Annotated in this window: 29 protein-coding genes; 17 read left to right on the top strand and 12 right to left on the bottom strand. The window is 71.8% G+C overall.

Translation table 11 applies throughout. From position 1 onward, the window contains the following. Positions 1 to 276: a hypothetical protein gene (locus ACIHAD_RS32330; protein WP_397358481.1), complete on the bottom strand. Its 276-nt coding sequence runs from the start codon at positions 274 to 276 to the stop codon at positions 1 to 3. A gap of 246 nt (positions 277 to 522) precedes the next feature. Here ACIHAD_RS32330 and ACIHAD_RS32325 point away from each other — a divergent pair, with 246 nt between their 5' ends. Together ACIHAD_RS32325 and ACIHAD_RS32320 are read left to right on the top strand one after the other, a co-directional pair. Continuing rightward, positions 523 to 1,131 (top strand): O-methyltransferase, encoded by a 609-nt coding sequence (locus ACIHAD_RS32325; protein ID WP_397358480.1) that lies wholly within the window; start codon positions 523 to 525, stop codon positions 1,129 to 1,131. A gap of 174 nt (positions 1,132 to 1,305) precedes the next feature. Next, positions 1,306 to 2,067 carry an SDR family NAD(P)-dependent oxidoreductase gene (locus tag ACIHAD_RS32320; RefSeq protein WP_397358479.1) on the top strand — a complete coding sequence of 254 codons (762 nt, stop codon included), beginning with the start codon at positions 1,306 to 1,308 and terminating at the stop codon, positions 2,065 to 2,067. Positions 2,068 to 2,175: 108 nt separating this feature from the next. Here ACIHAD_RS32320 and ACIHAD_RS32315 read toward each other — a convergent pair whose 3' ends face one another. Beyond that, a complete protein-coding gene (locus tag ACIHAD_RS32315) occupies positions 2,176 to 3,015 on the bottom strand; it encodes an alpha/beta fold hydrolase (protein WP_397358478.1) in 840 nt (279 codons plus the stop codon). Between the two features lie 68 nt (positions 3,016 to 3,083). Here ACIHAD_RS32315 and ACIHAD_RS32310 point away from each other — a divergent pair, with 68 nt between their 5' ends. Next, the gene (locus tag ACIHAD_RS32310; protein ID WP_397358476.1) at positions 3,084 to 4,076 is read left to right on the top strand and encodes a DUF5937 family protein; all 993 of its coding nucleotides are present in this window, start codon (positions 3,084 to 3,086) and stop codon (positions 4,074 to 4,076) included. A gap of 70 nt (positions 4,077 to 4,146) precedes the next feature. Continuing rightward, complete coding sequence (locus ACIHAD_RS32305) at positions 4,147 to 5,340, top strand: alpha/beta hydrolase family protein (protein ID WP_397358474.1); 1,194 nt, start codon at positions 4,147 to 4,149, stop codon at positions 5,338 to 5,340. A gap of 45 nt (positions 5,341 to 5,385) precedes the next feature. On the opposite strand, the gene ACIHAD_RS32300 is transcribed toward ACIHAD_RS32305, so the two are convergent. The 3 genes from ACIHAD_RS32300 to ACIHAD_RS32290 are packed head-to-tail and all read right to left on the bottom strand — an operon-like array spanning position 5,386 to position 8,067. Continuing rightward, the gene (locus ACIHAD_RS32300; RefSeq protein ID WP_397358473.1) at positions 5,386 to 6,018 is read right to left on the bottom strand and encodes a DUF47 domain-containing protein; all 633 of its coding nucleotides are present in this window, start codon (positions 6,016 to 6,018) and stop codon (positions 5,386 to 5,388) included. Further along, positions 6,015 to 6,944, bottom strand: coding sequence for an anion permease (locus ACIHAD_RS32295; RefSeq protein WP_397358472.1), 930 nt, complete (start codon positions 6,942 to 6,944; stop codon positions 6,015 to 6,017). The genes ACIHAD_RS32300 and ACIHAD_RS32295 overlap by 4 nt, the downstream gene beginning before the upstream one ends. A gap of 19 nt (positions 6,945 to 6,963) precedes the next feature. Continuing rightward, entirely contained in the window at positions 6,964 to 8,067 is a 1,104-nt protein-coding gene (locus ACIHAD_RS32290) for an ROK family protein (RefSeq protein ID WP_397358471.1), read from the bottom strand. 72 nt (positions 8,068 to 8,139) lie between these two features. Here ACIHAD_RS32290 and ACIHAD_RS32285 point away from each other — a divergent pair, with 72 nt between their 5' ends. Genes ACIHAD_RS32285 through ACIHAD_RS32260 form a run of 6 tightly spaced genes read left to right on the top strand, consistent with a single transcriptional unit; the run spans position 8,140 to position 14,354 of the window. Continuing rightward, the gene (locus ACIHAD_RS32285) at positions 8,140 to 9,372 is read left to right on the top strand and encodes a Gfo/Idh/MocA family protein (protein ID WP_397358470.1); all 1,233 of its coding nucleotides are present in this window, start codon (positions 8,140 to 8,142) and stop codon (positions 9,370 to 9,372) included. Then, positions 9,369 to 10,610, top strand: coding sequence for an ABC transporter substrate-binding protein (locus ACIHAD_RS32280; RefSeq protein WP_397358469.1), 1,242 nt, complete (start codon positions 9,369 to 9,371; stop codon positions 10,608 to 10,610). The genes ACIHAD_RS32285 and ACIHAD_RS32280 overlap by 4 nt, the downstream gene beginning before the upstream one ends. After that, complete coding sequence (locus tag ACIHAD_RS32275; RefSeq protein ID WP_397358467.1) at positions 10,607 to 11,500, top strand: carbohydrate ABC transporter permease; 894 nt, start codon at positions 10,607 to 10,609, stop codon at positions 11,498 to 11,500. The genes ACIHAD_RS32280 and ACIHAD_RS32275 overlap by 4 nt, the downstream gene beginning before the upstream one ends. Next, positions 11,497 to 12,303, top strand: a complete 807-nt coding sequence (locus tag ACIHAD_RS32270; RefSeq protein ID WP_397358466.1) for a carbohydrate ABC transporter permease — start codon at positions 11,497 to 11,499, stop codon at positions 12,301 to 12,303. Before ACIHAD_RS32275 ends, ACIHAD_RS32270 begins: the two co-directional genes overlap by 4 nt. A gap of 24 nt (positions 12,304 to 12,327) precedes the next feature. Then, positions 12,328 to 13,155 (top strand): endonuclease/exonuclease/phosphatase family protein, encoded by an 828-nt coding sequence (locus tag ACIHAD_RS32265; protein ID WP_397358465.1) that lies wholly within the window; start codon positions 12,328 to 12,330, stop codon positions 13,153 to 13,155. Between the two features lie 11 nt (positions 13,156 to 13,166). Then, a complete protein-coding gene (locus ACIHAD_RS32260) occupies positions 13,167 to 14,354 on the top strand; it encodes a GDSL-type esterase/lipase family protein (protein ID WP_397358464.1) in 1,188 nt (395 codons plus the stop codon). A gap of 49 nt (positions 14,355 to 14,403) precedes the next feature. Here the strand turns inward: ACIHAD_RS32260 and ACIHAD_RS32255 are convergent, their stop codons facing one another. Then, positions 14,404 to 15,036 (bottom strand): TetR/AcrR family transcriptional regulator, encoded by a 633-nt coding sequence (locus tag ACIHAD_RS32255; protein ID WP_397358463.1) that lies wholly within the window; start codon positions 15,034 to 15,036, stop codon positions 14,404 to 14,406. Positions 15,037 to 15,096: 60 nt separating this feature from the next. Between ACIHAD_RS32255 and ACIHAD_RS32250 the strand changes: the two genes are divergently transcribed. Genes ACIHAD_RS32250 through ACIHAD_RS32235 form a run of 4 tightly spaced genes read left to right on the top strand, consistent with a single transcriptional unit; the run spans position 15,097 to position 17,907 of the window. Then, a complete protein-coding gene (locus ACIHAD_RS32250) occupies positions 15,097 to 15,387 on the top strand; it encodes an antibiotic biosynthesis monooxygenase (RefSeq protein WP_397358462.1) in 291 nt (96 codons plus the stop codon). A 54-nt stretch (positions 15,388 to 15,441) separates the two neighbouring features. Next, on the top strand, positions 15,442 to 16,356 hold the full coding sequence (locus ACIHAD_RS32245) for an ATP-binding cassette domain-containing protein (RefSeq protein ID WP_397358461.1): 915 nt from the start codon (positions 15,442 to 15,444) through the stop codon (positions 16,354 to 16,356). After that, the gene (locus tag ACIHAD_RS32240; RefSeq protein WP_397358460.1) at positions 16,349 to 17,113 is read left to right on the top strand and encodes an ABC transporter permease; all 765 of its coding nucleotides are present in this window, start codon (positions 16,349 to 16,351) and stop codon (positions 17,111 to 17,113) included. The genes ACIHAD_RS32245 and ACIHAD_RS32240 overlap by 8 nt, the downstream gene beginning before the upstream one ends. Further along, positions 17,110 to 17,907, top strand: coding sequence for an ABC transporter permease (locus tag ACIHAD_RS32235; protein WP_397358459.1), 798 nt, complete (start codon positions 17,110 to 17,112; stop codon positions 17,905 to 17,907). The genes ACIHAD_RS32240 and ACIHAD_RS32235 overlap by 4 nt, the downstream gene beginning before the upstream one ends. Before the next feature lie 63 nt (positions 17,908 to 17,970). On the opposite strand, the gene ACIHAD_RS32230 is transcribed toward ACIHAD_RS32235, so the two are convergent. Beyond that, positions 17,971 to 18,498 (bottom strand): EF-hand domain-containing protein, encoded by a 528-nt coding sequence (locus tag ACIHAD_RS32230; RefSeq protein ID WP_397358458.1) that lies wholly within the window; start codon positions 18,496 to 18,498, stop codon positions 17,971 to 17,973. Positions 18,499 to 18,604: 106 nt separating this feature from the next. Between ACIHAD_RS32230 and ACIHAD_RS32225 the strand changes: the two genes are divergently transcribed. The 3 genes from ACIHAD_RS32225 to ACIHAD_RS32215 all read left to right on the top strand — a co-directional run bounded on the left by ACIHAD_RS32225 (position 18,605) and on the right by ACIHAD_RS32215 (position 19,941). Next, positions 18,605 to 18,790 carry a hypothetical protein gene (locus ACIHAD_RS32225; RefSeq protein ID WP_397358457.1) on the top strand — a complete coding sequence of 62 codons (186 nt, stop codon included), beginning with the start codon at positions 18,605 to 18,607 and terminating at the stop codon, positions 18,788 to 18,790. A gap of 16 nt (positions 18,791 to 18,806) precedes the next feature. After that, positions 18,807 to 19,379: an SGNH/GDSL hydrolase family protein gene (locus tag ACIHAD_RS32220; RefSeq protein WP_397358456.1), complete on the top strand. Its 573-nt coding sequence runs from the start codon at positions 18,807 to 18,809 to the stop codon at positions 19,377 to 19,379. A 292-nt stretch (positions 19,380 to 19,671) separates the two neighbouring features. Then, on the top strand, positions 19,672 to 19,941 hold the full coding sequence (locus ACIHAD_RS32215; RefSeq protein ID WP_397358455.1) for a hypothetical protein: 270 nt from the start codon (positions 19,672 to 19,674) through the stop codon (positions 19,939 to 19,941). A 73-nt stretch (positions 19,942 to 20,014) separates the two neighbouring features. On the opposite strand, the gene ACIHAD_RS32210 is transcribed toward ACIHAD_RS32215, so the two are convergent. From ACIHAD_RS32210 to ACIHAD_RS32190, 5 genes are read right to left on the bottom strand one after another with little or no spacing between them, the layout of a single operon-like run. Further along, positions 20,015 to 21,373 (bottom strand): carboxylesterase/lipase family protein, encoded by a 1,359-nt coding sequence (locus tag ACIHAD_RS32210; RefSeq protein ID WP_397358454.1) that lies wholly within the window; start codon positions 21,371 to 21,373, stop codon positions 20,015 to 20,017. After that, positions 21,370 to 22,692, bottom strand: a complete 1,323-nt coding sequence (locus tag ACIHAD_RS32205) for a M28 family metallopeptidase (RefSeq protein ID WP_397358453.1) — start codon at positions 22,690 to 22,692, stop codon at positions 21,370 to 21,372. The genes ACIHAD_RS32210 and ACIHAD_RS32205 overlap by 4 nt, the downstream gene beginning before the upstream one ends. Next, complete coding sequence (locus ACIHAD_RS32200) at positions 22,689 to 23,489, bottom strand: carbohydrate ABC transporter permease (RefSeq protein ID WP_397358452.1); 801 nt, start codon at positions 23,487 to 23,489, stop codon at positions 22,689 to 22,691. The genes ACIHAD_RS32205 and ACIHAD_RS32200 overlap by 4 nt, the downstream gene beginning before the upstream one ends. Next, positions 23,486 to 24,409: a carbohydrate ABC transporter permease gene (locus ACIHAD_RS32195; RefSeq protein WP_397358451.1), complete on the bottom strand. Its 924-nt coding sequence runs from the start codon at positions 24,407 to 24,409 to the stop codon at positions 23,486 to 23,488. Before ACIHAD_RS32195 ends, ACIHAD_RS32200 begins: the two co-directional genes overlap by 4 nt. Further along, positions 24,406 to 25,659 (bottom strand): extracellular solute-binding protein, encoded by a 1,254-nt coding sequence (locus tag ACIHAD_RS32190; RefSeq protein ID WP_397358450.1) that lies wholly within the window; start codon positions 25,657 to 25,659, stop codon positions 24,406 to 24,408. Before ACIHAD_RS32190 ends, ACIHAD_RS32195 begins: the two co-directional genes overlap by 4 nt. Positions 25,660 to 25,667: the final 8 nt, after the last annotated feature.

Here is a 25,667-nt window from a genome sequence, read left to right as displayed (position 1 = left end):
TCATGCCTCGTAGGCGAGCGCCCTCTGTAGATGGAAGTCGGCGACGTCCAGCATCCACTCCCGGTTCGGGAAGTCGCCCTCGGCGATGCGGAGCGGGCCGCCGACCAGGTCCAGGCGCATGACGTACTGGTAGTACTTCATGCGCCGCGGGTCGAGGGCCGGGTTGCCGAGCGCTTCGTGGTGCGGGCCGAAGCGCATGCGCATCCAGCAGTGCTCCACTTCGATGTCGGCGTACATCAGGCCCTCGATCGGTGTCCAACGGCGGATCAGCAGCATTCGGACAGGACTGAGGCCGTGGAATTACGTCCCGACTGCGAGCGATGCTTCGGACTGTGCTGCGTGGCCCCGGCCATGCGCGCCTCCCCCGACTTCGCGATCGAGAAGGACGCCGGGGAGCCCTGCCCCAACCTCGCAAGGTGCGATTCTGCACATCGTCGGCCGAGAACTGCTGGCGTGAACGCCTGCGCCGCCTCGGGGGGACCGTTCCGTAGGTCGGTAAGTCGAGTGGCTTAGCCTGGAGCGATGTCACTTGAGGGCACGGCGGCGTACGCCGATCTGGTGCAATTACCGCCTTTGGTCGAGCGGGCGGTGGAGGTCGCGCGGCGGGCGGGATTCGGGACGTCCTGTCGTCCTGAGCAAGGCCGGTTGCTGCATGCGCTGGCGGCCGGCGCCGAAGTGATCGGGGAGACCGGGACCGGCTGTGGGGTGGGGCTCGCCTGGCTGGTGTCGGGAGCTCGACCTGGGACCCGGTTGTTCAGCGTCGAAGCGGACGCGGATCGGGCGGCTCTGGCCGCCGAAGTGTTCCTCGATCATCCGCAGGTGTCGGTGATCCACGGCGACTGGCGGGAGATCTGCCGGGACGGGCCGTACGACCTGCTCGTACTCGATGGAGGCGGGCAGGGCAAGGGCGGTGAGCAGCCGATCGACCCCCACCGGCTGCTCAGGCCCGGCGGGACGGTGGTCATCGACGACCTGACCCCGGCGCGGCACTGGCCACCCCGGTTCGGCGGAAGTGTCGATCGGGTCCGGATGCACTGGCTCGACCACCCCGGTCTGGACGCGGCGGAACTGCGGCTCGCGCCCGATCTCGCCGCGCTGGTGGCCACCCGCCGCTTCGCCGGGATGACCTGACGTTCGTCGGCGCGCGAGGCGACGGCGGGCGCTCCGCGGCCGGGGCCACGGCCCCGGCCCGCACGGTGTCCGTCCGGCCGCCGGCGTGGACGCGGCCGTGGCCCCGGCGGTCTCGTTCCTGATCGGGTACGCCCTGCTCCACACCACCTTTCACCAACCTCGGAGGACGCACACGTGAACGACTCAAGCCTGGCCGGTCAGGTCGCACTGATCACCGGCGGCTCGTCAGGTCTCGGGCTGGCCGTCGCGCAGGCGCTGGCCGGCGCCGGCGCCCATGTCGTGGTGTCCGGCAGGCGCCGCGAGGCGTGCGAGGAGGCGGCCGCGCGCATCACCCGCGCGACCGGCCGCCCCGCATCGGGGCTGGCCTGCGACGTCACCGACGAGCACGCCGTCCGGCGGCTCGTGGAGGAGATCGTGTCCGGTCACGGACGCCTGGACGTGCTGGTGACCAGCGCCGGCGTCCAGGCCCGCGGCGAGATCACGGACCTGGACGTGACCGTCCTGCGGCGCTGTCTGGAGACGAACGTCGTCGGCACCTTCCTGGCCTGCCAGGCGGTCGTGCCGGTGATGCGCGCCGCGGGGTACGGCCGCATCGTGACCCTGGCCAGCGCACTCGGCCTCGTCGGCGCGGCCGCCCGTTCCGCCTACGCGGCGAGCAAGGGGGCGGTCGTCCAGCTCACCCGCAGCCTGGCCGTGGAGCTAGCCCCGTACGGGATCAACGTCAACGCCCTGGCCCCCGGCCCCTTCCGCACGCCGCTCAACACGAACGCCGACGACGACCCGCAGGTGCAGGAGTTCCTGCGCCACCAAGTGCCCCTCCGGCGCTGGGCCGAGCCGGACGAGCTCACCGCGGCGGCCTTGTTGCTGGCCAGTCCCGCCGCGTCGTACCTGACGGGCGCGGTCCTGCCGGTGGACGGCGGCTGGAGCGCCCATTAAGCCTGGCCGGAGTCCCGAACAGGCTGGAGGCGGCTCTGGCGGCGGCTCTGGAGGCGGCTCTGGAATGCAGCCGACCTCGCGCGTGCGGTGAAGACGGGCCGGGCTCGCCTACTGCAGGAACGCCGAGGTGGTGGCCACGAACCGGTCGGCGTCGTCGAGCCACGGGAAGTGTCCGGCCCGCGCCTGAACGACCAGTTCGGCCCGCGGGAACAGCTCGGCGAGCTCGATCACCGCCGGAGGCGGGGAGTTCAGGTCCACCTCACCCGCGAGCACCTGCACCGGCGACGTGCAGCGGGTGAGCGCGGCGCGGGTGGCTTCGGCGTCGAAGGCTCCTCCGGAGCCGAAGACCGCCGCCGCCGCGTTGTTCCGCTGCTCGTCCTCGGCGGCCCTGTGCGCCTGAGCCGTCTCGTCCCAGCGGCCGTACCAGAACGGCGCGATGGCCTGGAAGGCGTCGCCGGTGCCCTGTCCGGCCATGATGTTCTCCAGGGCCGCGTACGCCACCGCGAACCAGGGCTCGTCCTCGCGCAGCCGGGCGGTCTCCCTCCGGACGTCCTCGCTGACCGTGATGCCGACGGCGGCGACGCTCGGGGCGATCAGGGCGAGCTTCCCGACGCGTTCCGGGAAGCGGTTCGCGTAGAGGAGCGCCAGGTTCGTGCCCGCTGAATGGGCGAGCAGGTCCATCCGGTCGAGTGCAAGGTGCCCGCGCAGGGCTTCGACGTCATCGACGAGGCGGTCACAACGGTAGGTGGCGGTGTCCTGCGGCTCGGCGGATTGCCCGGTGCCCCGCAGATCCAGCATGATCAACTGCCGGTGCGCCGAGAGACCTCCAAGGTCGCCGAGGTAGGCGGAAGCCTGCATCGGCCCGCCGGGCAGGCAGACCACAGGGGGGCCGTCGCCGAACACGTGGTAGGCGAGCTTGGTGCCGTCGTAGGAGGTGAAGAAGTCCATGCCCGGCAGCCTGCGGGAAGGCGGCGCTCCTCGGCTATCGTTCAGCCACAGCTACATGATGAGGACGGATGGCGGTCGAGATCAGGTTCACCGCGGCGTCGGTCGCGAAGGTGCGATTCGCCGTCTCGCCGCTGGGCGAGACGGTGCTGGCGCTGCGGATCCTGCTGGGTACGGGCGGGCACACCGTCCACCGGCCCTGGGTGCGTCAGGCGCGCCCGCTGCTGGCCGGCGAGCGCGAGCTGCCGCTGCTGCGGGCGCTGATCGCCGGATCGCTGCCGTCGTTCCTGTTCCCGACGCCGACACAGCGCCTGCCCTCCATGGCGGCGGAACTGGACCTGGTACGGGCCACGCAGGAGGACTTCTTCCGGCAGGAGTACGGCGCGGTCCTGGGCATACCGGCCGAGGACGCCCCCGAACCCGCGACCGTGCTGCCGCGGCTGGCCGAGGCGCTGCGTCGCTGCCACGAGTCGCTGATCGCGCCGCAGTGGGGGCGGATGTGCGCCGTGCTGGAGGCCGACATCGGCCGGCGCGCGCTGACGCTGGTGGAGGGCGGGGTGCAGGCGCTGTTCGCCGAGCTGCACCGGGACATCGCCTGGGACGACGGCCAGCTGGTGGTGCACGGCCGCCGCACCCCGCACTCCGTCCACACGGTGGACACCGGCGGGCATGGCCTGGTCCTGCAGCCCAGCGTCTTCAACTGGCCGGACGTGGGCGTCGACAAGGCCCCGGTCACCGCCGCGTCGATCCGCTACCCGGCGACGGGCGTCGGCCTGCTGTGGGAGTCGCCCCCACCGGCGCTGACGGGCCTGGCCCCCGTGCTCGGCCACACCAGAACGCAGATCCTCGCCGCCCTGACCGAACCCCTGACGACCGCGGCCCTGGCAACCCGCCTGAGCATCACGCCGAGCGCGGTCTCACAACACCTGGGCGCCCTGCGCGGGGCCGGCCTGGTGTCGACACAACGCAAGGGCCGCACAGCCCTCCACCTCCTCACGGACCGCGCAACCCACCTGCTGGGCACCCCACCCCCGCGGTCACCGTCCTCGGACACGGTGACCTGACGAAAGTAGGGGTGGAGGGTGGTCTTTCGGGCATGTCGGGTGTGTTGGCGTTCTTCCTAGAGTCCTGCTCATGCTCAGAACTCCTCGCACCGCCGCGACCGCCCTGCTCACCCTCGCCCTGGCCCTGCCTGTGACCGCCGCGACCGCCGCCTCGGCGGCGGCGTCCTCCACGAACCCCTCCGACGTGCGGGTCGCGATCCCTCGCCCCACCGGCCGGTACGAGGTCGGGCGCGACACCCTGCACCTCGTCGACCGCGACCGCCGTGACCCGTGGATGCCCACAGCCGGTGCCCGCGAGCTGATGGTGTCGATGTACTACCCGGCCCGCGCCGGCGGGAGCGCCGCGCCGTACATGACCGTCGACGAGGCCCAGCTGCTCCTCGACGGGCAGCGGCTCGGCGCCGCGTTCAAGCCCGAACAGCTCGCCGGTGTCCGGACGAACGCGCACATCGGTGCCCGCCCCGTCGGCGGCAGGCACCCCCTGGTGGTGCTCTCCCCCGGGTTCACCCTGAACCGCGCCACCCTGACCATGCTCGCCGAAGAGCTCGCCTCCAAGGGCAACGTCGTCGCCCTGGTGGACCACGCCTACGAGTCGTTCGGCACGACCTTTCCCGGCGGCCGCACCCTGACCTGCGTCGCCTGCGAGACGGTGGAGAAGGCGCCCACCGACGAGGAGGAGAAGGCGCTGATGGCCAAGGCCGCCGCCAACCGGGCGACGGACCTCTCCTTCGTCATCGACCGGCTGACCCTGCCCGCCGGGCCCGCGCCCGCCTGGAAGCGCTGGAGGATGATCGACCCGCGCCGGATCGGCGCCGCCGGCCACTCGCTCGGGGGCAACGCCGTGGCGAGCGTCATGGCCGCCGACCGCCGGGTACGTGCCGGGGTGAACCTGGACGGCACGTTCTTCGCCCCGGTCCCCGCCTCCGGCCTCGGCGGACGGCCGTTCCTCATGCTCGGCACCAAGGCCCAGCACTCGCCCGACTCCATCGACACCACCTGGCTCCGGGACTGGCGGCGGATGGACGGCTGGAAGCGCTGGCTGACCGTGACCGGCTCCGGCCACTTCACCTTCATCGACCTTCCCGTCCTGGGCGGGCAGGTCGGGATCACCGACCCCACCGCGCCCCTGCCGGGAAAGCGGTCGGGCGAGATAACCACGGCGTACGTGGGCGCCTTCTTCGACCGGCACCTGCACGGCGAACCCCGGCCCCTGCTGGACGGCCCGTCCCCCGCCGACCCCGAGGTCACCTTCCAGAACCCCTAGGCGGTACCGTCAGGCGGCCGGGCGGCCGGGCGGCGGGCAGAGCGTTCAGCGCTTCATCGCGCCCTCGGCCGCCGCGTCGGCCGCGGCGGCGATGGCCGTGCCGGCGAGCTCAAGGCGGCGGGCGAGCTCCCGTTCCTTCATCTTGTCCGCCGTCAGTTCGCCGGTGAAGATCCGGGCGATCTCGTACTGGTACATCCTGCGCACCGCCCCGCCCGCCTTCTTGGCCGCCAGGGCGTCCCCCACGGCCGCCGACGGTTTCGACGCCAGCGCGCGTACCGCTTCGTCCAGCGCCTCGATGCCCGTGAGCACCTGGTCGAGCAGCGGGGTGAAGCCGGTCCGGCCGGGCAGCCGGTACAGGTGGGCGCCCCTGACGAAGTCGCGCAGCGCGTCGAGCACGTCGTCGATGGCGCGCGAGAGCCGGAACAGGTCCTCCCGGTCGATCGGGGTGATCAGGACGGACTCCAGCTCCACCAGCAGCCGGGCCCGCTGGGTGTCGCCGACGTGCTCGATCGTCCGCATGCGCTCGTGCGCCTCCGCGTGATCGACCTGGCCCGCCGCCATGGCCAGCGCCAGCCGGGCGCCTTCCCTGGTCGCCCGGAGCTGTCCGGTCAGGGCCTCCGTCAGCGCGGTGTCCATGCGCCCGGCCAGCAGATCACGGACCCGGCTCAGCCGCCTCATACGGCCATCCTCAGCCCGGCCGACGCCAGCCCCGCGAGCAGGGCGCTCGTCGGCAACGTCAGCAGCCAGGCCAGCACGATCTTGACGGCCGCGTGCCAGCGCACCCTGCCGCCGCCCTCCGCCATCGCCGATCCGATCAGCCCGCCCGCGACCGCCTGGGTCATGCTCACCGGCATCCCGGCCGCGGCACAGCCGATCACGGTGAGGCCGGAGCCGGCCTGGGCGGCGACGCCGTACAGGGGGCGGACCGAGATGATCTCGATGCTCAGCGTGCGGCCCGCCTTCGGCAGGCCGTACAGGGCTCCGACGCCGAACAGGGCCGCGGTCGTCAGCGTGAGCGGAAGCGGCGCGTCCGGGACGCCCAGCGCGAGGATGAAGAGGGCCGTCATCTTCTGGCCGTCGTTGGCGGCGTAGGCGAGGCTCTGGACGGCGAACCCGGCCCAGTTCCAGCGTGCCAGCCCCCGGCTCGCGGTCACGGCGCCCAGCAGCCGCGCCACCAGCGGCGCCGCCAGCGCCCCGGCGAACGGCGCGGCCAGCCCCACCACCAGCACGAGCGCCACCGGCCCGGCCGCCACGGGCATGCCCCAGCCGATCCCGGCCCCGGTGAGCCCGCCGACGATGGCCAGGGTGAGGCTGGTGGGCTTGCCGAGATGACTGAGGGTGAGGACGACGACCAGCGCCGCGATCACCGCGACCGCCAGGGCGTGCCGGGCGTGCGGGCCCTGCGGCGTGGCCAGGCGTCGCGTGAAGGTCTGCGCCACCTCCTGGGTCAGCAGGGGGACCAGCGCGTTCATCGCGACGAGCACGGCGATGCCGGTCCGTGGGCGTACCGTGGGCAGCTTGTGGCCGGGGGCCAGCAGGGCGCCGCCGTCGTTGACGCCCGTGACCAGGGCGAAGACGGCCGCGAGCAGGACTTCTAAGGGCATGGCGGGCCGCCTCGTCCTGTCACAGCCCGAGCCGTTCCCGCTCGACGTGGTCGAGTGCCATCCGGACCGCGCCGAGCGCGATGCTCTCCTCGCCGAACGTGGACAGCGCGACCTCAGGAGGGTTGAGGCACATCCGGGCCAGATGCGCCCGCATGCGTACGAGCAGCAACTCGCCCGCGCGCGAGAACCCACCGCCCACGACGACCAGTTCGGGGTCCACCACGAGCACGAGCGCCGACGCGCCACGCGCGAGCCCGTGAGCCAGCCGGTCCACCACCGCGAGCGCCTGCTCCTCGCCCGCGTGCGCCGCCTGGAAGATCTCCTCGGCGTCCCGTCCCGCCTTGGCGAGCACGACGGAGGAGTCCTCCCAGCCGGTGAGCGGCAGTCTGCCCAGCTCGCCGGCGCTGCCGGTGCGTCCGGTACGCAACCGGCCGTCGAGCAGCAGGCCGTGCCCGGCCCGGTATCCGGACAACACGTAGACCAGGTCCTCGACGTGCCGCGCGCTGCCCCGCCAGTGCTCGGCGACGGCCGCGAGATTGGCGTCGTTGGCCGCGAACCCGGGGCAGCCGAACCATCGCCCGACCTGGCCGCCGAGGTCGAGCCCGGTCCAGCCGGGGATGAGGTGCGAGACCGACACCCGGCCGGACCGGTCCACGACGCCCGAGGTGCCCACCGTGGCCGCCCACACGCCTCCGCGCGCCAGCCCGGCCGCCTCCACGCACGCGGTGGCGGCCCGCTCGGCCAGCGCGAGGCGTTCGGCGGCGGGCATGTGCTCGTCCGCGTCGAGCCGGCGTTCCTCGATCACGTCGCCGTTGAGGTCGGCCAGCATGGCGAGAATCCGCCGCGGCCCCACGTCCAGGCCGACGACGTGACCGGCTTCGGACCTGAACCTGAAGCGCCGGGCGGGCCGCCCCGCCCCGCCCTCGGTCGGCGCGGCCTCCTGCGCGAGCCCCCGCTCGGTCAGGTCGGACAGGGCCACCTCGGCGGTCTGCCGCGAGAGGCCGGCGGCACGTGCGAGCTGGGTCAGCGTCTGCGGCCCGCCCTGGCGCAGGGCGTGCAGGGTGGCGCGCGTGTTGAGGCGGCGCAGCAGGGCGGTGTCGTTAGTAACACCAAGAGTTCTCATAAGGCCCCTTGACGGTAGGACTGGGCAAACTCTAGCTTTACGTCGCGTCTTCTCATAATTGGAGTTGGGAACATGCGACAGGTTGGTCTGGCCTTGGTCGGTGCTGGCGACCGAGGGACGAGATACACGCGGTACGCGACGGCGGACGGTCGCGCCAGGCTCGCCGCCGTGGCCGAGCCCGATCCACGGCGCCGGGAGGGACTGCTCGCCGAGCACCCGGACGCCGTCGGCTTCGGCGACTGGCGGGAGCTCGCCGAGCAGCCGCGACTCGCGGACGCGGTGGTGATCGCGACGCTGGACGCCAACCACGTGGAACCGGCGGTGCGCTTCGCCGAGCTCGGCTACCACATCCTGCTGGAGAAGCCGATGGCGATCCGGCTGGAGGACTGCCGGAGAATCGTCGCGGCCGCCGAACGGGCGGGCGTGTTGTTCGCCGTCTGCCACGTGATGCGCTACACGTCCTACACCCGCGGGGTGAAGGACGTGCTCGACAGCGGGCGGCTCGGCGAGATCGTGAACATCGAGCACCTGGAGCCCGTCGGCTGGTGGCATCACGCCCACTCCTATGTGCGCGGCAACTGGCGTCGTACCGATCAGGCCACGTTCATGCTGCTGGCCAAATCGTGTCACGATCTTGACTGGCTGACGTACGTGATGGGCCGCCGGGTGACGCGGGTGTCGTCGTTCGGGGGGTTGAAGCACTTCACGGCCGACAACCAGCCGGCGGGCGCGGCGGAACGCTGCCTGGACTGCGCCGTCGCGGCCGACTGCCCCTACGACGCCCGGCGCATCTACCTGCCCTTCGTGGGCAGCCAGGACCGCTGGCCGCTCGCCGTGCTGAGCGAGGACACCACCGAGGCGGGCGTGCTGCGCGCGCTGCGCGAGGGCCCCTACGGCAGATGCGTGTACGCCTGCGACAACGACGTGGTCGACCACCAGGTGGTCAATCTCGACTTCGACGGCGGGGCGACCGCCTCGTTCACCATGACCGCCTTCTCCCCCAAGACCCCGCGCCAGACCCGCATCTTCGGCACGCGCGGGTCACTCGAAGGGGACGGCGCCCGGCTCACCGTGACCGACTTCGTGACCGGGGACGTCGAGGTCATCGACACGAACCCGCCCGCCGACGGGCACAGCGGCGGCGACCAGGGCCTGGTCACGGCGTTCCTGGACGCCCTCAGCCGGAACGACCCCTCCCCCATCCTCTCCGACCCCCGCGAGAGCCTGCACAGCCACGAGATCGCGTGGGCGGCAGAGGAAGCCCGCCTCACCGGAACCGTCGTCACCCTGAAGGAACCACGATGAAGAAGACCCTCTTGCTCGCCTGCGCGCTGACACTCGCCACGACCACCGCGTGCGCCGCCGACGAGGAGGAATCGCCCGCCGACGGACGCGGCCCGATCACCATCGTCGACACCCAGAGCCACGAGGCCGCCACCAGAAAGGTCATCGACGCCTGGAACGCGGCCCACCCCGACCAGCAGGTGACCCTGGACATCCAGCCCAAGGACGCCGACAGCCAGCGGCAGCGCCTCATCAACAACGCGCAGACCAAGTCGGACGCCATGGACGTCATCATGCTGGACGCCGTCTGGACGGCCGAGTTCGCCGCCAACCGCTGGGTGGCCCCCATCGCCGCCGGCACGTTCAAGGCCGAGGAGTTCCTCGCCCCCACCCTGCAGACCGCCACCTACCGGGGCACCCTGTACGCGATGCCCTGGCTCACCGGGACCGGCCTGCTCTACTACCGCAGCGACCTGGTCGACAAGGCCCCCACGACCTGGGCCGGGATGAAGGAGACCTGTGACGAGGTGCTGCCCGGGCACAAGGAGATGTCCTGCTACGCGGGCCTGCTCGACAAGTACGAGGGCCTGACCGTCTCCTTCTCCGAGGCCGTGCAGTCCGCGGGCGGCACCGTGGCCGACGAGTCCGGCGTGCCGCACCTGGACACCGACGCCGCCAAGGCGGGACTGACCTTCCTCGTCGACGGGCTCAAGAGCGGCATGATCCCCAAGGAGGGCATCACCTTCAAGGAGGACGAGGTCAAGAACGCCCTGCAGAGCGGCAAGGTGCTCTTCGCCCGCAGCTGGGCCTCGCTGTACGGCATCGCCAACGCCGCCGACAGCCCCGTGGCGGGCAAGGTCGGGGTCGCCCCCATTCCCGGCCTCGACGGTCCGGGCAGCGGCACCCTGGGCGGGGCGAACCTGGCGATCTCCGCGTTCTCCAAGCACAAGGAGACCGCGAAGGACTTCCTGGCCTTCCTCACCTCGCCCGAGCAGATGAAGGCCTGGGCCACGGTCAACAGCACACCCGTTTCCCGCACGGCGCTCTACGACGACCCGGAGCTCGTCAAGCAGTACCCGTACCTGCCCTCCCTGAAGGACGGCATCGTCGCGGCCAAACCCCGGCCGGTCGCCGTCAAGTACGGCGACGTGACCGCGGCGATCCAGAACGCCGTCTACCCGGCGCTGTCCGGCGAGGTGGCCGTCGACCAGGCGCTGTCCGGGCTGCAGCGGCAACTGTCGGGGCTGCTCAAGCAATGAGGCGCGGCTCGCGGTGGTTCACCGCACTGATGATCTCCCCGACGCTGCTCGCCCTCGCCCTGGTGGTCCTGTACCCGCTGGTCGCGGCCGCGCGGGAGTCGATGTACGTCCGGGGCGAGGGCCTGGACGCCGACGGTTTCGTCGTCGAGGGCGAACGGTTCGTCGGCCTGGCGCACTACGCCGAGCTGGTCGGCGAGCGCTTCCTCAACGCCCTGGCCAACACCACGATCTTCACCGTCGTCACCGTCACGCTGGAGACCGTGCTCGGCGTCGCGATGGCGCTGGTCATGCACAACGTCCTGCGCGGCCGCGGCCTGGTGCGGGCCAGCATCCTCATCCCCTGGGCGGTGCCGACCGCCATCTCCGGCCTGATGTGGCGGTGGGTGTTCCAGGCCGACGGCGTGGCCAACGCCGTCATCGGCGAGAAGATCCTGTGGACCACCGAGGGCGTCCAGGCCAAGCTCGCCGTCGTCGTCGCCGACACGTGGAAGACCGCGCCGTTCGTCGGGCTGCTGGTGCTCGCCGGGCTGCAGATCATCCCCACGATGGTCTACGAGGCCGCGAAAGTGGACGGCGCCTCGGCCTGGCAGACGTTCTGGCGCATCACGTTGCCGCTGGTCAGGCCCGCGCTGGTGGTGGCGGTCCTGTTCCGCATCCTCGACGCGCTGGCCATGTTCGACCTGCCGTTCGTGATGATCGGCCGGGGCAAGCTCTCCGTGGAGACCCTGTCGGCCCTGGTCTGGGACGAGGCCACCCAGCTCAGATACGGGTCGGCCGCCGCCTACGGGATCGTGCTCATCTCGTACGTGGCCGTCGTGGTGTTCGTCTTCGTCCGCCTGCTCGGCGCCGACCTGCTCGCCGACGCACGATCAAGGAAGAGGACGGCATGAAGAGGGCCTTGGGGGCCGGGCTCGTCGTGGTGTACTGCCTGGCGCCGTTCTACTGGATGGTCGTCTCCAGCCTGCGGCGCACCGGCGACATCTTCTCCACCACGCCCTGGCCGTCGCCACCGTCACTGGAGAACTACGCCGCGGTGTTCTCCGGGCACAGCGACTTCGGCCGGGCGCTGCTCAACAGCCTGGTCGTGTCGGCCGGCACCACCGCGCTGACGCTGATCCTCGGCATCTGCTGCGCCTACGCGCTGGCCCGGCTCAGCTTCCGCGGCAAGAACCTCGTGCTCGGCCTGATCATGGGCACCTCGATGTTCCCCGGCGCGCTGCTGATCGTGCCGCTGCTCAAGCTCTTCACGGAGCTGGGCTGGATCAACACCTACCACGCGATGATCGTGCCCAGCATGTCGTTCGCGCTGCCGCTGGCCGTCTGGACGCTCACCGCGTTCTTCCGCCAGATGCCGCACGAGCTGGAGCAGGCCGCCACGATCGACGGCTGCACCCGCTGGGGCGCGTTCCGGCGGGTGATCCTGCCGATCGCCGCGCCGGGCGTGTTCACCACGGCCATCCTCGCGTTCTTCGCCACCTGGAACGAGTTCATGATCGCGCTGACCATGATCAGCAAGGCGGACATGCAGACCGCCACCGTGCGGGTGGCCCAGTTCGGCGGAGCCTCCGACTTCGACACCCCGTTCGGCACCCAGATGGCCGCGGGGGTCGTCGTCACGATCCCCCTCGTGATCCTCGTCCTGGTCTTCCAGAAGAGGATCGTCGCCGGGCTCACGTCCGGCGCGCTCAAGTAAATCCCGGAAAGGAAACCCCCCATCATGAGCATCAGCAGGAGAGGTCTGCTCGGCGCGGGCGCCGTGGCGGCGGCCGGTGTCGGACTGGCCGCGATGCCCGCCTCCGCGACCGTGGAGAAGCGCAGGATCAGGCGCGGCGTCATCCGCGTGGCCTCCTTCAACATCCACTACGGCGCCGGACCCGACAACGTCTTCGACCTCCGGCACACCGCCGAGATGATCGAGGCCGTCGACGCCGACGTCATCGGTCTCCAAGAGGTCGACAAGCACTTCCGCGCGCGCAGCGAGTGGCTCGACACCGCCGGCGAGCTGGCCGGCATGCTCGGCATGCACCAGGCCTACGGCGCCAACTACGACCTGGACCCGCTGGAGCCGGGTCAGCCGCGCAGGCAGTACGGCACCGCGTTCCTGTCCCGTTGGCCGATCCTCGAATCGCAGAACACCCGCCTCCCGCAGTACACCGGCAGCGAGCCGCGCGGCCTGCTGGAGGTCGTCGTCGACATCCAGGGCAAGCAGGTACGGCTGGGCAACTCGCACATGCAGCACACCAGCGACTCCGAGTGGCAGGAGCAGGCCGACGCCATCACGGCCCGGCTCGCCCAGTCGGCCCAGCCGGTCATCTTCCTCGGCGACACCAACGCCGTGCCGACCTTCCCCGGCATCAGGACCTTCACCGACCGGTACGACGACGCGTGGGCACGGGTCGGCGTGGGCCCCGGCCTGTCGGCGGCGAACACGTGGCGCTTCGACTACGTCTTCGTGCCCAAGGGCTCCGACGTGCGCTCGGCCTGGCTGGTGAGCACCGACGCCTCGGACCACCTGCCGCTGGTCACCGACCTTCTGCTCCCGTGAAGGACGCCTCCGTGACCTCCCGGCGCCTGCTCACCGCCTTGCTCGGCGTCGCGCTGGCCACGCCGATCGCGCTTCCCGCGCAGGCCGGCGGGCACTGGGCCGACGCCTGGGCCACCTCCCTGCACTCCTCGGCCGCCGCCGCCGTGCCGCCCGCGTACGAGAACCAGAGCATCCGCATGGTCGTACGGATGCGCGGCGACGGCGACGAGGTGCGCGTCCGGCTCTCCAACCTCCATGGCGACCGGCCGGTGACCTTCGGCAGCGCCACCGTGGCACTGCGGAGCTCCGGCCCGGCGCTGGCCGGGGGCACACTGAGGCGGCTCGCCTTCGGCGGCGCGCCCTCGGTGACGGTCCCCGCCGGTCAGGACGTCTACAGCGACCCGGTCGAGCTGAAGGTCAGGAGCGGCCAGGACCTGGCCGTCAGCGTCTACCTCCCGGACGCCACCGGCCCGGCCACCTGGCACCGCTCCGCCGTGCAGACCAACTACCTCACGACCGGCGACCACACCGCCGACGAGGACGGCGGCTCGTTCACCACCACGGTGAGAAGCTGGATCTTCCTCAACGCGGTCGCCGTCACCCACGGGCCCACCCACGAGACGCTGGTCGCGCTCGGCGACTCCATCACCGACGGCTCCGGCACGGCCGTCGACGGTTTCGAGCGCTGGCCGGACCTTCTGGCGGCCCGGCTCGCCGCCGCCCCCGGACGCGACCCCGCCGTCGTGAACGTGGGCATCGGCGGCAACCGCGTGCTGGCCGACACCGCACAGGACGGCCTGAGCGTGCTGAACCGGCTGGAGCACGACGTGCTCACCCGCGACGGCCTGAGGTACGTGCTCCTCCTCGAAGGCACGAACGACCTGCGCAACCGCGCCACCGCCGACCAGCTCGTCACCGCCTACCGCCAGATCGTCGACCGGGTGCACGCGGCGGGCGCGCGGATCGTCGGCGGGACGCTCCCACCGCTCAAGGGCAGCGCCGGGTACGACGAGGGGTTGGAGGCCGAACGCCAGGCCGTCAACACCTGGATCACCACCGGCGGCGCGTTCGACGGCGTCGTGGACTTCGCGACCGCGCTGGCCGACCCCGAGGACCCGCTGCGCTACCTGCCCGCCTACGACCGGGGCGACCACATCCACCCCAACGCCGCGGGCTTCGCGGCCATGGCCGACGCCGTGGACCTCGGCCTGCTGCGCTGAACACGGCCGGGCGGAACGCGGACACCGCGTCCGCCCGGCCCGGCGGCCCTCAGTCCGAGCAGAGCTGGGCGTGCAGGGTCCGGAAGGCCCATCGCTCCCAGCGCTCGCGCGGCCAGCCGCGCGCATGGACGAACAGCAGGTACAGCTCGGGGCTGAGCAGGCCGTACAGCAGGTCGGCGGCCTCCTCCGCGGACACCCCGGCAGCCGCTCCGGGCTTGCCGACCAGGGCCTTGGCCGCCTCCCGCTGGACGACGTACCGGGGATCGACGTCGTTCGGCCACAGCGCGGCCACCTCGGGGTCGCTCGCGACCGCCGCCTCCAGGACCTTGCCGATCGGCGCGACGCGCTCCAGGACCGCGGTCACGCCGGCGACGTAGGCGCGCAGCAGGTCCTGGGCGGTGTCGGCGGCCAGCGCCGTCGCGTACCACGGGCGGTCCATCGTGGCCACCGGTTCGTCGTCGCCCGCGATCGTGACGTCGACCAGTTCCTTGAGCAGGGCGCGCTTGTTGCCGAAGACGAAATAGATCGTCTGCACCGCGACCCCGGCCTTCTCGGCGACGTCCTGGAGGTTGGTCGCGCCGTATCCGTCCTGGACGAACAGCTCCAGCGCCGCCGCGAGGATGCGCCCGCGGGTCTCCTTCGCCTTCTGGGCCCGCTTGTTCGTCCGCTTGACATCGCTCATGGCTAGAGTCTATCTCTAGATTCGTTCACTAGAAGTCAACTCTAGAGAGAAGGTCCAGCCATGGCCGTCATCAGCGTCACCCGTTTCCAGGCCGATCCCGCGGACGCCGAGCAGGTCCAGGCCCGGCACGCCGCCCTGGTCGCCGCCCTCAGGTCCACTCACCCCGGCCTCACCGAGGCGCGCCTCGGCCGGCTGGACGACGGCACGTGGGTCGGCGTCTGGCGCTGGGATTCGGCCGCCGGCCTGCGAGCCGCCCGCCAGGCCGCGCCCGGCACCCCCGCGGCCGTCGCGGCGTTCGAGGTCGCCCGCGACGTGACGGCGGAGGACATCGAGGTCCTGGCCGAGCTCTGACGGCCCGCCCGGCCCCGGCAGCGGGGCCGGGATCCCCCGAATCAAGGAGACGACATGATCGAAATCGACGCGCTGACCAAGGTGTACGGCTCGGCGCAGGTCCGGGCGGTCGACGAGGTGTCCCTGCACATCCCCGCCGGCTCGGTCTTCGGCTTCCTGGGGCCCAACGGCGCCGGCAAGACCACCACCATCAAGATGCTGGCCGGCCTGCTGACCCCCACCTCCGGCCGGGTCCGGCTGGGCGGGTTCGACGTGACCCGGCAGCGGTCGGCCGCGATGGCGCAGTTCGGCGCCGTGCTGGAAGGCTCGCGCAACGTCTACTGGACCCTGTCGGCCTGGCAGAACCTGATGTACTTCGGCCGCCTCAAGGGCATGCGGAAGGCCGGGGTCGCCGAACGCGCCCAGGACCTGCTGACGGACCTGGGCCTGTGGGAACGCCGCCACGACAAGGTGGGCGGCTTCTCCCGGGGCATGCAGCAGAAGGTCGCGATCGCCGTGGCGCTGATCGCCGGACCGCCGATCGTCCTGCTGGACGAGCCGACCCTCGGCCTGGACGTCGAGGCCACCCGCACCGTCAAGGGCTGGATCGCCGAGCAGGCCCGCGAGCTCGGCACCACCGTCCTGCTCACCACCCACCAACTGGACGTGGCCGAGGAACTGTGCGACCGGGTGGCCGTCATGCGCCAGGGCAGGCTCGTGGCCGACCTGCCCACCCGGGAACTGCTGGCCCGCTTCCGCGAGCGTGACCGGTACGAGATCCGCGTCGAGGGAGCGGCGCCGCCCGGCTTCGACGCCGTCACCCGGGAGGACGTCACCACGATCAGCGTGCGGGTGAACGATCCGGGCGAGGTGTACGAGGTCGTCGAGCGGCTGCGCGCGCAGGGTGCCGTCCTGGAGTCGCTGACGCAGGTGCAGCCCGACCTCGAGGACGTGTTCCTGGCTCTGGTGAGCGAGCCGTCCCATGGGTGAGGTCCTGCGGGCGGAGATCGGCAAGGGCCTGCGCGTCCAGCTCGCCCACCCGGCCGGACATGTGATCACCCTGTTGATCAGCACCATGATGTACCTCGGCCTGCAGTTCGTCCTGGGCCAGGGCGAACTGCGCCAGGACCTGCTGCCGCGCACCCTGGTCGCGATCGGCGGCTACTGGTTCCTCCAGTACGCCGGCCTGGTGATGGTGGCCGACCTCATCGAGGAGAAGCGCGCCGGCACCTTCACCCATTCGCAGATGAGCCCGGCGCCCCCGTGGCTGCCGATGCTCGGCCGGCTGGTCACCGCCTCGGTGTTCGGGCTGGCCGTGGCCGTCGCCGCCGCTCTCGTCCCCATGCTCCTGGCCCAGATCGCCGTCCCGTTGCGCTGGGCCGCGCTCCTGCCCGCCGCGCTTCTTCTGGTCAACGCGCTGGCCTTCACCTTCCTGCTGGCGTCCCTCGCCCTGGTCTCCCCGATGGTCGGCGCCCTGCAGTCGCTGTTCACCTCGCTGGTGCTCCTGCTCAACGGCTCGTTCCTGCCGCTGGAGCTGTATCCGGACTGGCTGGCCGCGGTGGCGCGGCTGCTGCCCACCACGCTGGGGATCGAGGCGCTCAACCAGACGCTGTTCGAGGGCCGCCCCTTGGCCGGGGTCTGGACCGGCGGAGCGCTGCCCTGGCTGCTGGCCCACACCCTCGTCCTCGCCGCCGTCGCCGGCCTGCTGTTCGCCCGCAACCACCGACGATCCCTGGAGTCGTCATGACCTTCGTCCGCGGATTCGCCGCCGAAGTCGGCAAGGGCCTGCTCAACCTGCTCGCCGGATGGCGCGAGGTGCTGCTGGAGATGATCACTTTCCCGCTGTTCTACCTGCTCGTCGTGCTGTTCATGGGACGCGGGCAGCTGCGCGCGGACCTGCTGCTGCCGGTGCTGCTCGGCATGGTGGCGCTGACCTTCATCCACGAGCAGGTCAACCGGGTGTTCTGGAGCTATCTCGGCGACATCCAGTCCGGCGTGCTGGAACAGACCTACCTGACCCCGCTGCCCTCGGCCGCGCGCGTCCTCGGCCGCCAGGTCGCCGCGGTGATCGCGGCCGTGCCCACCGCGCTGGCCGTCCTGGCCACCGGCGCGGTGGCCGTCACCCTCCAGGGCGGGCGCCTGCCCGTGGACGCGCAGGTGCTCGTGCCGCTGGCCGCCATCGTGCTGGGGACCTGCGGGCTCGCGCTCATCCTGTGCGGGCTGACCCTGGTGTTCAGACGCATCGAGATCATCACCCAGCTGTCCGTGGCCGTCTACGCCATCGCGGGCGGCACGCTGGTCCCGCTCGCCGCCATGCCCGACCCGATCGCCTTCCTCAGCCGGCTGGTCGTGCCCATCGCGCCCGGCATCGAGGCGATGCGCGACATCCTGCTCGGCGGGCATTCGCTGGCCGCGCTCCCGACCGGCTGGGGTCTCGGCTGGCTGCTGGCCCAGCCGCTGCTCATCACGGCGGCCGGAGTGGTCCTGTTCCACCGGCTGGAAAACCTCGCCCGGCACCGCGGCACCCTCGGCCGGCCCTAGCCGGCCGCCGTCCCGGGCCTGTTCTGTGCGCTGCGCGGCCTCGACGGCGAGGCCGCGTTCCGGCTATTCCGCCAGGGCGCCGAACACGTAGGAGCCGGGGGCGTCGGGGTCGTCGCCGGCCCAGAACTCCGTCCAGTGGACGCGGAACTCGTCGCGGGTGAGGTGGCCGTCGCCGTCCAGGTCGAGGCGGGGGAAGATCTCGTCGGCCGCCGAGGGCGCGCCGTTCCACGTCTCGATGAGCGCACCGTACTCCGAACGGGAGATGAGGCCGTCGCCGTTGAGGTCGATGGCCTCGAACATCGCGTCGGCGGTGCCGGTGACGGCGTCGGCCAGGTCGCCGAGCCCGTCCACGACGTGCAGCACCTGGTCGAGGGAGACGGTGTCGTCGCCGTCGGAGCCGGCGGCGGCCCGGAGCACCGGCCACCAACCGGTCATGACGGAGACCAGTCGCTCCGGGGGCACGGACCCCGCGACGGCCGTCCAGCGGTGGGCGAGCGCCTGGAAGTCGGCCTGGGTCAGCCGGCCGTCGCCGTCCAGGTCCATCGCCCGGAAGACTCCGCCGACCTTCTTACGCTGGAACTCACTGGCCACTTCTGCCTCCACTCGTCGGGAAGACTCAATGCTGTCGAGTCATCACCAACCGTGACCATAATCATTTGAGTGACGAAATCCTTACGTACCGTGGCCCAGCGGCTACGTGCTGTGGCCCGGGCAACCCGCTCGACTCGGCGCGCGTCGACGGGCCGGCGGGTTTCAGGCGCTGCGCCGGGTGGTGCGGACGCTGTCGCAGCAGGCCCTGCGGGTGGCCGTGCTGGTCATCTCACTGGTGCCGATCCTGATCGTCTACCCTTTCCTGCAACGTCATTTCGCCAAGGCACTCTGATCGGGGCGGTCAAGGGATGAGCACGGTCTGGCTGTTCACGGGCGACAGCGTGACCCACGGGGCGTTGCACACCTTCGGCTGGCGCGACTACACGCAGCTGTTCGCCGAACGGGTGCGCTTCGAGCTGAACCGGCCGGCCGACGCGGTCATCAACACCGGCGTCAGCGGCCAGCAGGTCTCCGAGCTCGACCTCGAGGGCGCGGTGCTGCGCCACCGGCCCGACGTGGTGGCGCTGATGTTCGGCCTCAACGACTGCGCGGCCGGGCCCGCGGGCCTGCCCGCCTTCGTCCGCGACTACGCCGCGGTCATCTCGCGCGTACGGGGAACCGGCGCGAAGGTCGTGCTCCAGACGCCCAACCGGGCCCCGGAGTCCGGCTGGGCCGACCTGCCCGCCTACGCGGAGGCGGTGCGCTCGCTCGACGCCGACGTACTGGTGGACCACCACGCCACCTGGGACGGCGGCGAGCACTGGATGGGAGCGGGGTGCCACCCCAACGAGTACGGGCACCGGGCGCTGGCCAGGAACCTGCTGCGGGCGCTCGACCTGTGGGAGCCGGTCGGGGTGAGCGGGTCGCTGTTCATCCCGTGACGCCGGGGATGACCGCCGCTCAGCCGGGGCGGCCTCAGCCCGGTCGTCGACGTGGAGGACCTGTCGATGGTCCTGATGCGCGTGGGCAACGGGGACCGAGGGCAGGATGGAGAACTTCGGCGACCACCGGGCCGCCGGTGTCATGTCTCGCGATTCGAGACGCCAGGCTCATCGGCCGCTTCGCAGGGGGGCGGCGTCGGGCGAGTGCCCGGCGCATGATTATGATCAAGATCGCGACGGAAACGATCTACCGTTCCGCCGCGATGGCCGCCCCACCCCCGAAGGGATGCTGATGCCCAAGCTCACCCGCGCCGCCGCGACCACGTTCGCGGCGGTCGCCCTGGCCACGACCTGCTCCGCACTGACGGCGCCCGCCAGCTCCGCGACCACCTCCGCCGCGTCGTCCACCTCGGTCGCGGCCTCCACCTGGATCAAGTACGGCGACTACTCCAGCCAGGCCAACTGCGTCGCCAAGGGCAAGCAGCTCAAGTCCAGCGGCGCCTACCTGTCGTACTACTGCGAGTACACGGGCTTCTTCACGCTGATGGTCCTGACCAGGTAATCGCCTGACCACCTCCGGCCCGGAGGTCATCTCCTCCGGGCCGGCGGGCTCGAAGATCACCAGCACCGGGATGTCACGGCGTCCGGCCGGTGGACTCGTCGAAGATCATGGCGTGCCCGAGCGGCCAGCCGGGATCGCCGGTGCGGGCGAAGCGCACCCAGGCGGCGTGCATCGCGTCGGCCACCGCCTGCGGCGCGCCCGGCCCGGCGGTGCGTTCGACGCCGGGCGCGTCCAGCACGTCGAAGACGAAGGGCAGATCGAGGTTGTGCACCGCGCCCACGCGTCCGCCGCCGACCGGGCTCTCGACGGGCGACTGCCACCGGAACTCGTAGGCGTGCGCGGGCCTGGCCTCGCGGATCCAGCGTGTCTCGCGGGTGAACAGGTGCCCGGTGACGGCGCGTCCGACGCGCTCCGCGGGGGTGAGACCGGGTTCGTCCACCTGGACGCCCAGATGGTCCAGCACGGCCTGCGCGCCGGCTTCGTCGAGACCGGCGGCCAGGCGGCGGACGAACACGTCGGCCTCCTGCGAGGTGCAGCCGACCAGCAGGGGAACGTCCGCGCTCGCGCCCGCGCGCAGGGCGGCCAGTGGGACGGCCGGGATCAGGTCGCCGTCGACGACCGGCTTGACCGGCACCGACTCGTTCAGCCCGCCGGAGTCGCCGGTGAGCGGCGGCGGCTGTTCGGCGACGAGCGTCTCGGGGGACAGCGCGGCGAAGGAGGACCTGGTCGGGGCGATCCCCAGCCGGGCGGCGAGCGTCCTGGCATAGTCGCGCGCCTCCTGCTCGGTGGCGACCAGGGTGGCCGAGCCGCTCATCACGATCGCGCGCCGGAACAGCCCTTCGGCGCGGGGCATCGTCAGCAGGGTGGCGACGGCGGCGGCGCCCGCCGACTGCCCGGCGATCGTCACGTCGCCGGGGTCGCCGCCGAACGCCGCGATGTTGTCGCGCACCCACTCCAGCGCGGCCAGCCAGTCGAGGACGCCCCGGTTGAGCGGGGCGTCCTCCAGGGCCAGGAAGCCCTCGAAGCCGAGCCGGTAGTTGACGGCCACGCAGACCACGCCGTCGCGGGCGAAGCGGTGGCCCTGGTGCCAGGCCGCCCCGTTGCCGCCGATGGAGAACGCGCCGCCGTGGATCCAGACCAGGACGGGCAGGCCCGCCGGGCCGGTCCGGGGGGTGCGCACGTCGAGGTTGAGGCAGTCCTCGCCGACCTGGAAGACGTCGGGCGCGTACAGGCCGATGTCCTCGCCGGCCGCCTGCGGGGCGGCGGGGCCGCGGGTGACGGCGGGCCGTACGCCGTCCCACGCCGGCGGCGGTACGGGCGCGCCGAAGCGGTGCTCGCCGAAGGGCGGGGCGGCGTACGGCACGCCGAGGAAGGCGAGCACACCTTCCTCGATCATGCCCTCGACCAGCCCCGCGGTGGTACGCACGATCACGTCCGGCGCCATCCGGCCGTCCCTTCGACGATTCTGACGGCCGCCCGGGTGAGCGGCTCAAGGGCGGCCTCGTCCACCTTGTCGAGGGTGTCGGCCGAGTCGAACAGGTACATGGGAGCCGACAGGAAGTGCACGAGCGGCACCCCTTCGGGATGGAAGAAGGCCCCGTCGGTGGGCGGCATCGGGGAGAACACGTCCGGCGGCAGCACGAACGAGCGCCTCAGGTCCTCCGCGACGAGGGCCGCCGCCACCAGGCTCTCCAGCTCCGGCTTCCTGGTGGTGAACCACCAGCCGGGCTCGGGGTCGCCGGTGGGCACCAGCTCGCCGTCCACGACCACGCACCGCCGGGCGGCGTGCTCCAGGTGGAGCTGGAGGACGACGTCGTCCAGCAGGCCGCGGTTCTCCTCGATGAAGGCCCGGGTGCCGGCGGCGTGCGCCATGTGGCCCGCGGTCAGCAGGAAGAGCAGGTTGTTCGGCCGGTCCCGCTCGGGCACGCCCGCCCAGTACCGGGCGGCGGCCAGCACCAGCGCGATCCCCGAGGCGTCCTCGACGGCCGAGGCCCAGGGCGCGTCGTGGTGCGAGCCGATGATCACCCACTGGTCGGAGCGGCCGGGCAGCGTGCCGATCACGTTGTGCGAGACGGCCGGGCCCGTTCGCGACTCGACGGTGAGGGTGCCCGTGCAGGGGCCCTCGTCGACCAGGTCGAGCACCCGCCGCGAGTCGCCGCCCGACAGCCAGACGGCCGGCAGGTCGCGGTGCACGGCGTCGTAGGGCACGTAGTAGTCGCGGGTCTCCCACGGCACCCCGGTCAGCGCCCCCGCGAAGGCGGCGGCGCCGCCGTCGATGACGCCCTGGAGCACGTCCAGGTAGTCGAGCTGGAACGGCAGCGTCTGGACCAGCTCGTCGAAGACGCCCTCGGGGTCGTGCACGGCCGTCGCCAGGTCCCTGACGTAGGACTGCGGCAGCTCGGTGAAGGCGTACTCGGGCACGACGATCGCGCCCGGCACGACCTCGCGGGTGACCGGCGCGCGCACGGTCGCCTTCGGCGTGGTGTACGGCAGGGCGGAGGCCGCCACCCGTACGACTCTGGACGGGTCGGCGTCCAGGCGCACCACCAGGGCCGCCGTCACCGGCCGCCAGACGGGCAGCTCGACCGGCGCCAGCCGTACGTCGTGCAGCCCGAATCCGGTGAAGCGCTCGGCGGCCCACGCGGCGGTCCAGTCGTCGGCCGGGTAGCCCGGACGCCTGACGCCCCGCGAGGTGACCGTCTCGATCCACTCCATCATGCGCGCGGCGCCGGTGATCAGGCCGGGGATCATCGTTTCAGCCCTCCGAAGGTGAGCCCCGCCACGTAGTAGCGCTGCAGCGTGACCATGAGGATGAACGGCGGCACGGCGGTGACCAGGGCCGCGGTGGTGGTCAGGTGGTAGGTGACGCCGACCTCGCTCTGGAAGTTGGCCAGCCCCACCGGCAACGGCCACAGCTCCTGCTCGTTGGCCACGATCAGCGGCCACAGCAGGTTGTCCCACTGCGCCAGGAAATGCACCAGGAACAGGGTGATGAGCGCGGGCTTCAGCAGCGGCACGGCGATGCGCGCGAAGATGCGGAACTCCCCCGCGCCGTCCACCCGCGCGGCCAGCAGCAGCTCCTTGGGGATGCCGAGGGCGAACTGCCGCACCAGGAAGACGCCGAACGCGCTGATCATGCCCGGCACCATCATGCCCTGGAACGTGTTGACCCAGCCGAGCTCCTTGACGATGAGGAAGACCGGGATGACCAGGACCATCGGGGTGAGCGCCAGCGTGCCGACCACCAGCGCGAACAGCAGGCGGCGGCCGGGGAAGGACAGCTGGGCCATCGCGTGCCCGGCGGCGGCCGAGAAGAGCACGTCCAGGACGCCGGTGCCGACGCACAGGATGAGGCTGTTGCGCAGGTACGTGGGCAGGTTGCCGTCGCCGAACAGCACCCCGATGTTCTCGGGCAGGTGGAAGCCGTTGAAGACCAGCCCGCGCAGGTCGGTGTCGTCGGGCGCCGAGGCGACGACGAGCATGGCGTAGACCGGCAGCAGCATGAACCCGACCGCGACGATCAGCCAGACGGTACGCAGGACCCTCATTCGTCGCCCCCCTTGAGGAACCTGAACTGCAGCGCCGAGACGATCACCATGGCGGCCAGCAGCACCATGCCCATCGCGGCGGCGTAGCCCATGTGCTCGTAGGGGAAGGCGTTGGCCCAGATGTAGTACGGCAGCACCTGGGTGGCGTCGGCGGGCCCGCCGCCGGTGAGCAGGAAGGCGGGCACGAACGCCTGCATCGATCCGGCCACCGAGATGACCAGGACGAACAGCAGGGTCCTGCGCAGCAGCGGGAGCGTGATCCGGGTGAACGTGGTCACCGGCCCCGAGCCGTCGATGGCGGCGGCCTCGTACACCTCGCCGGGCAGCGCCTGCAGCCCGGCGGTCAGGATGATCACGAACAGTCCCATGCTCTTCCAGACGACCATCACGACCAGGGCCCAGATGGCCAGGCCGGAGCTGGTCAGCCAGGACTGCGGCTCGATCCCGGCCAGGCCGAGGAGCGTGTTGGCCAGGCCGCGGTCGGAGTAGATGATCACCCAGACCATGGACGTGGCGGCGAGCGGCATCACGGCCGGGATCATGACGAGCGCCCTGAGCCAGCGGTTGAGCCGTCCCGGCCTGCTCAGCGGCACGGCCACCAGCAGGGCCAGCACGATCGTCGGGACGACCGTGCAGACCGTGTAGACGACGGTGATCCACGCCGAGTTGAGGAAGCCGGGGTCGGCGAACATGCGCTCGTAGTTGGCCAGGCCGATCCAGTTGGGCGTCCCCGCCATCTCGTAGTCGGTGAAGCTGAGATAGACCGCCGACAGGAACGGGACGAGCCAGAACACCACGAAGAAGACGGCCACCGGAAGGGTCAGCGCCACGCCCGCCGTGGCCTGGGGACGGGCCCTGACCCTGCCGAGCACGCCCACCGGATCATGGGGACGTGCGCCGACCCCGCCGAGCACGCTCACAGGGCCGGCCGCACGGTGGCGTCGAAGGTCGCCGCGGCCTCGGCGGGGGTCGCCTTGCCGTGGGCGACGGCGTCCACGGCACTGGCCGCGGCCTTCGCCAGTTCGAGGGTGCCGGGGATGATCGGGCCGAAGTCGACGTGCGGGAGGCTGTCGGCGACGAGCGTCATGATCTCGGACTTGCCGCGCGGCCCGGCGTCCCGCCAGCCCTTGGTCGGGATGATGATGCCGTTGTCGAGGTTGGCGGTCACCGACGGGCCGCCCTGCAGATAGTTGACGAGGTGCCAGGCGGTGAACTGGTTGGGCGAGTCCTTGGCCACGCCCCAGCCCCAGGTGTAGGCCGGGACGACGGACGGGCCGCCGGCCCAGGTGGGCATGGGCGCGACGCCGTACTGCTTGCCGAAGGTGAGCTTGTCCTTGCCCAGCTTCTCCAGCGCGGGCCCGAGGAAGGCGCCGCTGACGACCATGGCGGCCTGGCCCGAGTAGAACAGGCCGAGCGCGCCCAGCGGGTTGGACAGCTTGGGGTTGCCGATCCCCGACATGTACGTCAGGGCGGCGAGGCCCTGGTCGGTGGCGAGCGACGCCTTCGTGCCGCCCGCCGTGACGAGCTCGCCGCCCTTGCCGCGGACGAGGGCGGTCAGCATCATGAGGGCCCACTGCGGGTCGCCGTAGAGCCACTGGAGGCCGACCCGCGCGCGGTCCTTCGAGGTGAGCTTGGCGCTGTACTCGGCGATCTCCTCCCAGGTCGCCGGGGGCTTGTCGGGGTCGAGCCCGGCCTGCTCGAACCGGTCCTTGCGGTAGTAGAGCATGCAGGGGTTGAAGTCGATGGGCACGCCGTAGGGCACGTCCTGGTAGGTGAGCGGGGTGGTCGTGCCCGGCTCGTAGTTCTGCAGCGGCAGCGCCTTGGTGTCGACGGGCGCGAGCCGCTTCTTCCTGGCGTGGGCGGGGAAGCTCCAGTGGCCGATCTTGAAGACGTCGGGCGGGGCGCCGCCGCTGAAGGCGGTCAGCAGCTTGGCGTCGAGCTGGCCCACGGGCAGGTAGAGCAGCTTCACGTCGACCTTGAACTCGGCGATGTAGCGGTGCACGAGCTCCTGGAACTGCTGGCCGGTGTCCTGCGAGCCGTGCAGCCAGACGGTGACCTCGCCGTGCGGCCCGCCGTCCGCGGCCTGCTGCCGGGGCTGGTCCTTGCCGCATCCGGCGAGCAGGGTGAGCGCGCCGGCGGCGAGGAGCCCACGCCGCGTCAGATCCGCCATGGTGGTTC

It is taken from the genome of Nonomuraea sp. NPDC052265 (assembly GCF_044547985.1).
GTDB lineage: Bacteria > Actinomycetota > Actinomycetes > Streptosporangiales > Streptosporangiaceae > Nonomuraea.
This window is presented reverse-complemented; position numbering and strand designations above follow the sequence as displayed.

What these genes read in the sequence shown, in the direction of transcription:
- ACIHAD_RS32240 (WP_397358460.1), top strand. Translation starts at nt 16,349, where the DNA reads ATGGGTGAGGTCCTGCGGGCGGAGATCGGCAAGGGCCTGCGCGTCCAG.
- ACIHAD_RS32280 (WP_397358469.1), top strand. Translation starts at nt 9,369, where the DNA reads ATGAAGAAGACCCTCTTGCTCGCCTGCGCGCTGACACTCGCCACGACC.
- ACIHAD_RS32275 (WP_397358467.1), top strand. Translation starts at nt 10,607, where the DNA reads ATGAGGCGCGGCTCGCGGTGGTTCACCGCACTGATGATCTCCCCGACG.
- ACIHAD_RS32250 (WP_397358462.1), top strand. Translation starts at nt 15,097, where the DNA reads ATGGCCGTCATCAGCGTCACCCGTTTCCAGGCCGATCCCGCGGACGCC.
- ACIHAD_RS32290 (WP_397358471.1), bottom strand. Translation starts at nt 8,067, where the DNA reads ATGAGAACTCTTGGTGTTACTAACGACACCGCCCTGCTGCGCCGCCTC.
- ACIHAD_RS32215 (WP_397358455.1), top strand. Translation starts at nt 19,672, where the DNA reads ATGCCCAAGCTCACCCGCGCCGCCGCGACCACGTTCGCGGCGGTCGCC.
- ACIHAD_RS32220 (WP_397358456.1), top strand. Translation starts at nt 18,807, where the DNA reads ATGAGCACGGTCTGGCTGTTCACGGGCGACAGCGTGACCCACGGGGCG.
- ACIHAD_RS32200 (WP_397358452.1), bottom strand. Translation starts at nt 23,489, where the DNA reads ATGAGGGTCCTGCGTACCGTCTGGCTGATCGTCGCGGTCGGGTTCATG.
- ACIHAD_RS32255 (WP_397358463.1), bottom strand. Translation starts at nt 15,036, where the DNA reads ATGAGCGATGTCAAGCGGACGAACAAGCGGGCCCAGAAGGCGAAGGAG.
- ACIHAD_RS32325 (WP_397358480.1), top strand. Translation starts at nt 523, where the DNA reads ATGTCACTTGAGGGCACGGCGGCGTACGCCGATCTGGTGCAATTACCG.
- ACIHAD_RS32330 (WP_397358481.1), bottom strand. Translation starts at nt 276, where the DNA reads ATGCTGCTGATCCGCCGTTGGACACCGATCGAGGGCCTGATGTACGCC.
- ACIHAD_RS32300 (WP_397358473.1), bottom strand. Translation starts at nt 6,018, where the DNA reads ATGAGGCGGCTGAGCCGGGTCCGTGATCTGCTGGCCGGGCGCATGGAC.
- ACIHAD_RS32245 (WP_397358461.1), top strand. Translation starts at nt 15,442, where the DNA reads ATGATCGAAATCGACGCGCTGACCAAGGTGTACGGCTCGGCGCAGGTC.
- ACIHAD_RS32310 (WP_397358476.1), top strand. Translation starts at nt 3,084, where the DNA reads ATGGCGGTCGAGATCAGGTTCACCGCGGCGTCGGTCGCGAAGGTGCGA.
- ACIHAD_RS32305 (WP_397358474.1), top strand. Translation starts at nt 4,147, where the DNA reads ATGCTCAGAACTCCTCGCACCGCCGCGACCGCCCTGCTCACCCTCGCC.
- ACIHAD_RS32285 (WP_397358470.1), top strand. Translation starts at nt 8,140, where the DNA reads ATGCGACAGGTTGGTCTGGCCTTGGTCGGTGCTGGCGACCGAGGGACG.
- ACIHAD_RS32295 (WP_397358472.1), bottom strand. Translation starts at nt 6,944, where the DNA reads ATGCCCTTAGAAGTCCTGCTCGCGGCCGTCTTCGCCCTGGTCACGGGC.
- ACIHAD_RS32270 (WP_397358466.1), top strand. Translation starts at nt 11,497, where the DNA reads ATGAAGAGGGCCTTGGGGGCCGGGCTCGTCGTGGTGTACTGCCTGGCG.
- ACIHAD_RS32205 (WP_397358453.1), bottom strand. Translation starts at nt 22,692, where the DNA reads ATGATCCCCGGCCTGATCACCGGCGCCGCGCGCATGATGGAGTGGATC.
- ACIHAD_RS32265 (WP_397358465.1), top strand. Translation starts at nt 12,328, where the DNA reads ATGAGCATCAGCAGGAGAGGTCTGCTCGGCGCGGGCGCCGTGGCGGCG.
- ACIHAD_RS32190 (WP_397358450.1), bottom strand. Translation starts at nt 25,659, where the DNA reads ATGGCGGATCTGACGCGGCGTGGGCTCCTCGCCGCCGGCGCGCTCACC.
- ACIHAD_RS32235 (WP_397358459.1), top strand. Translation starts at nt 17,110, where the DNA reads ATGACCTTCGTCCGCGGATTCGCCGCCGAAGTCGGCAAGGGCCTGCTC.
- ACIHAD_RS32315 (WP_397358478.1), bottom strand. Translation starts at nt 3,015, where the DNA reads ATGGACTTCTTCACCTCCTACGACGGCACCAAGCTCGCCTACCACGTG.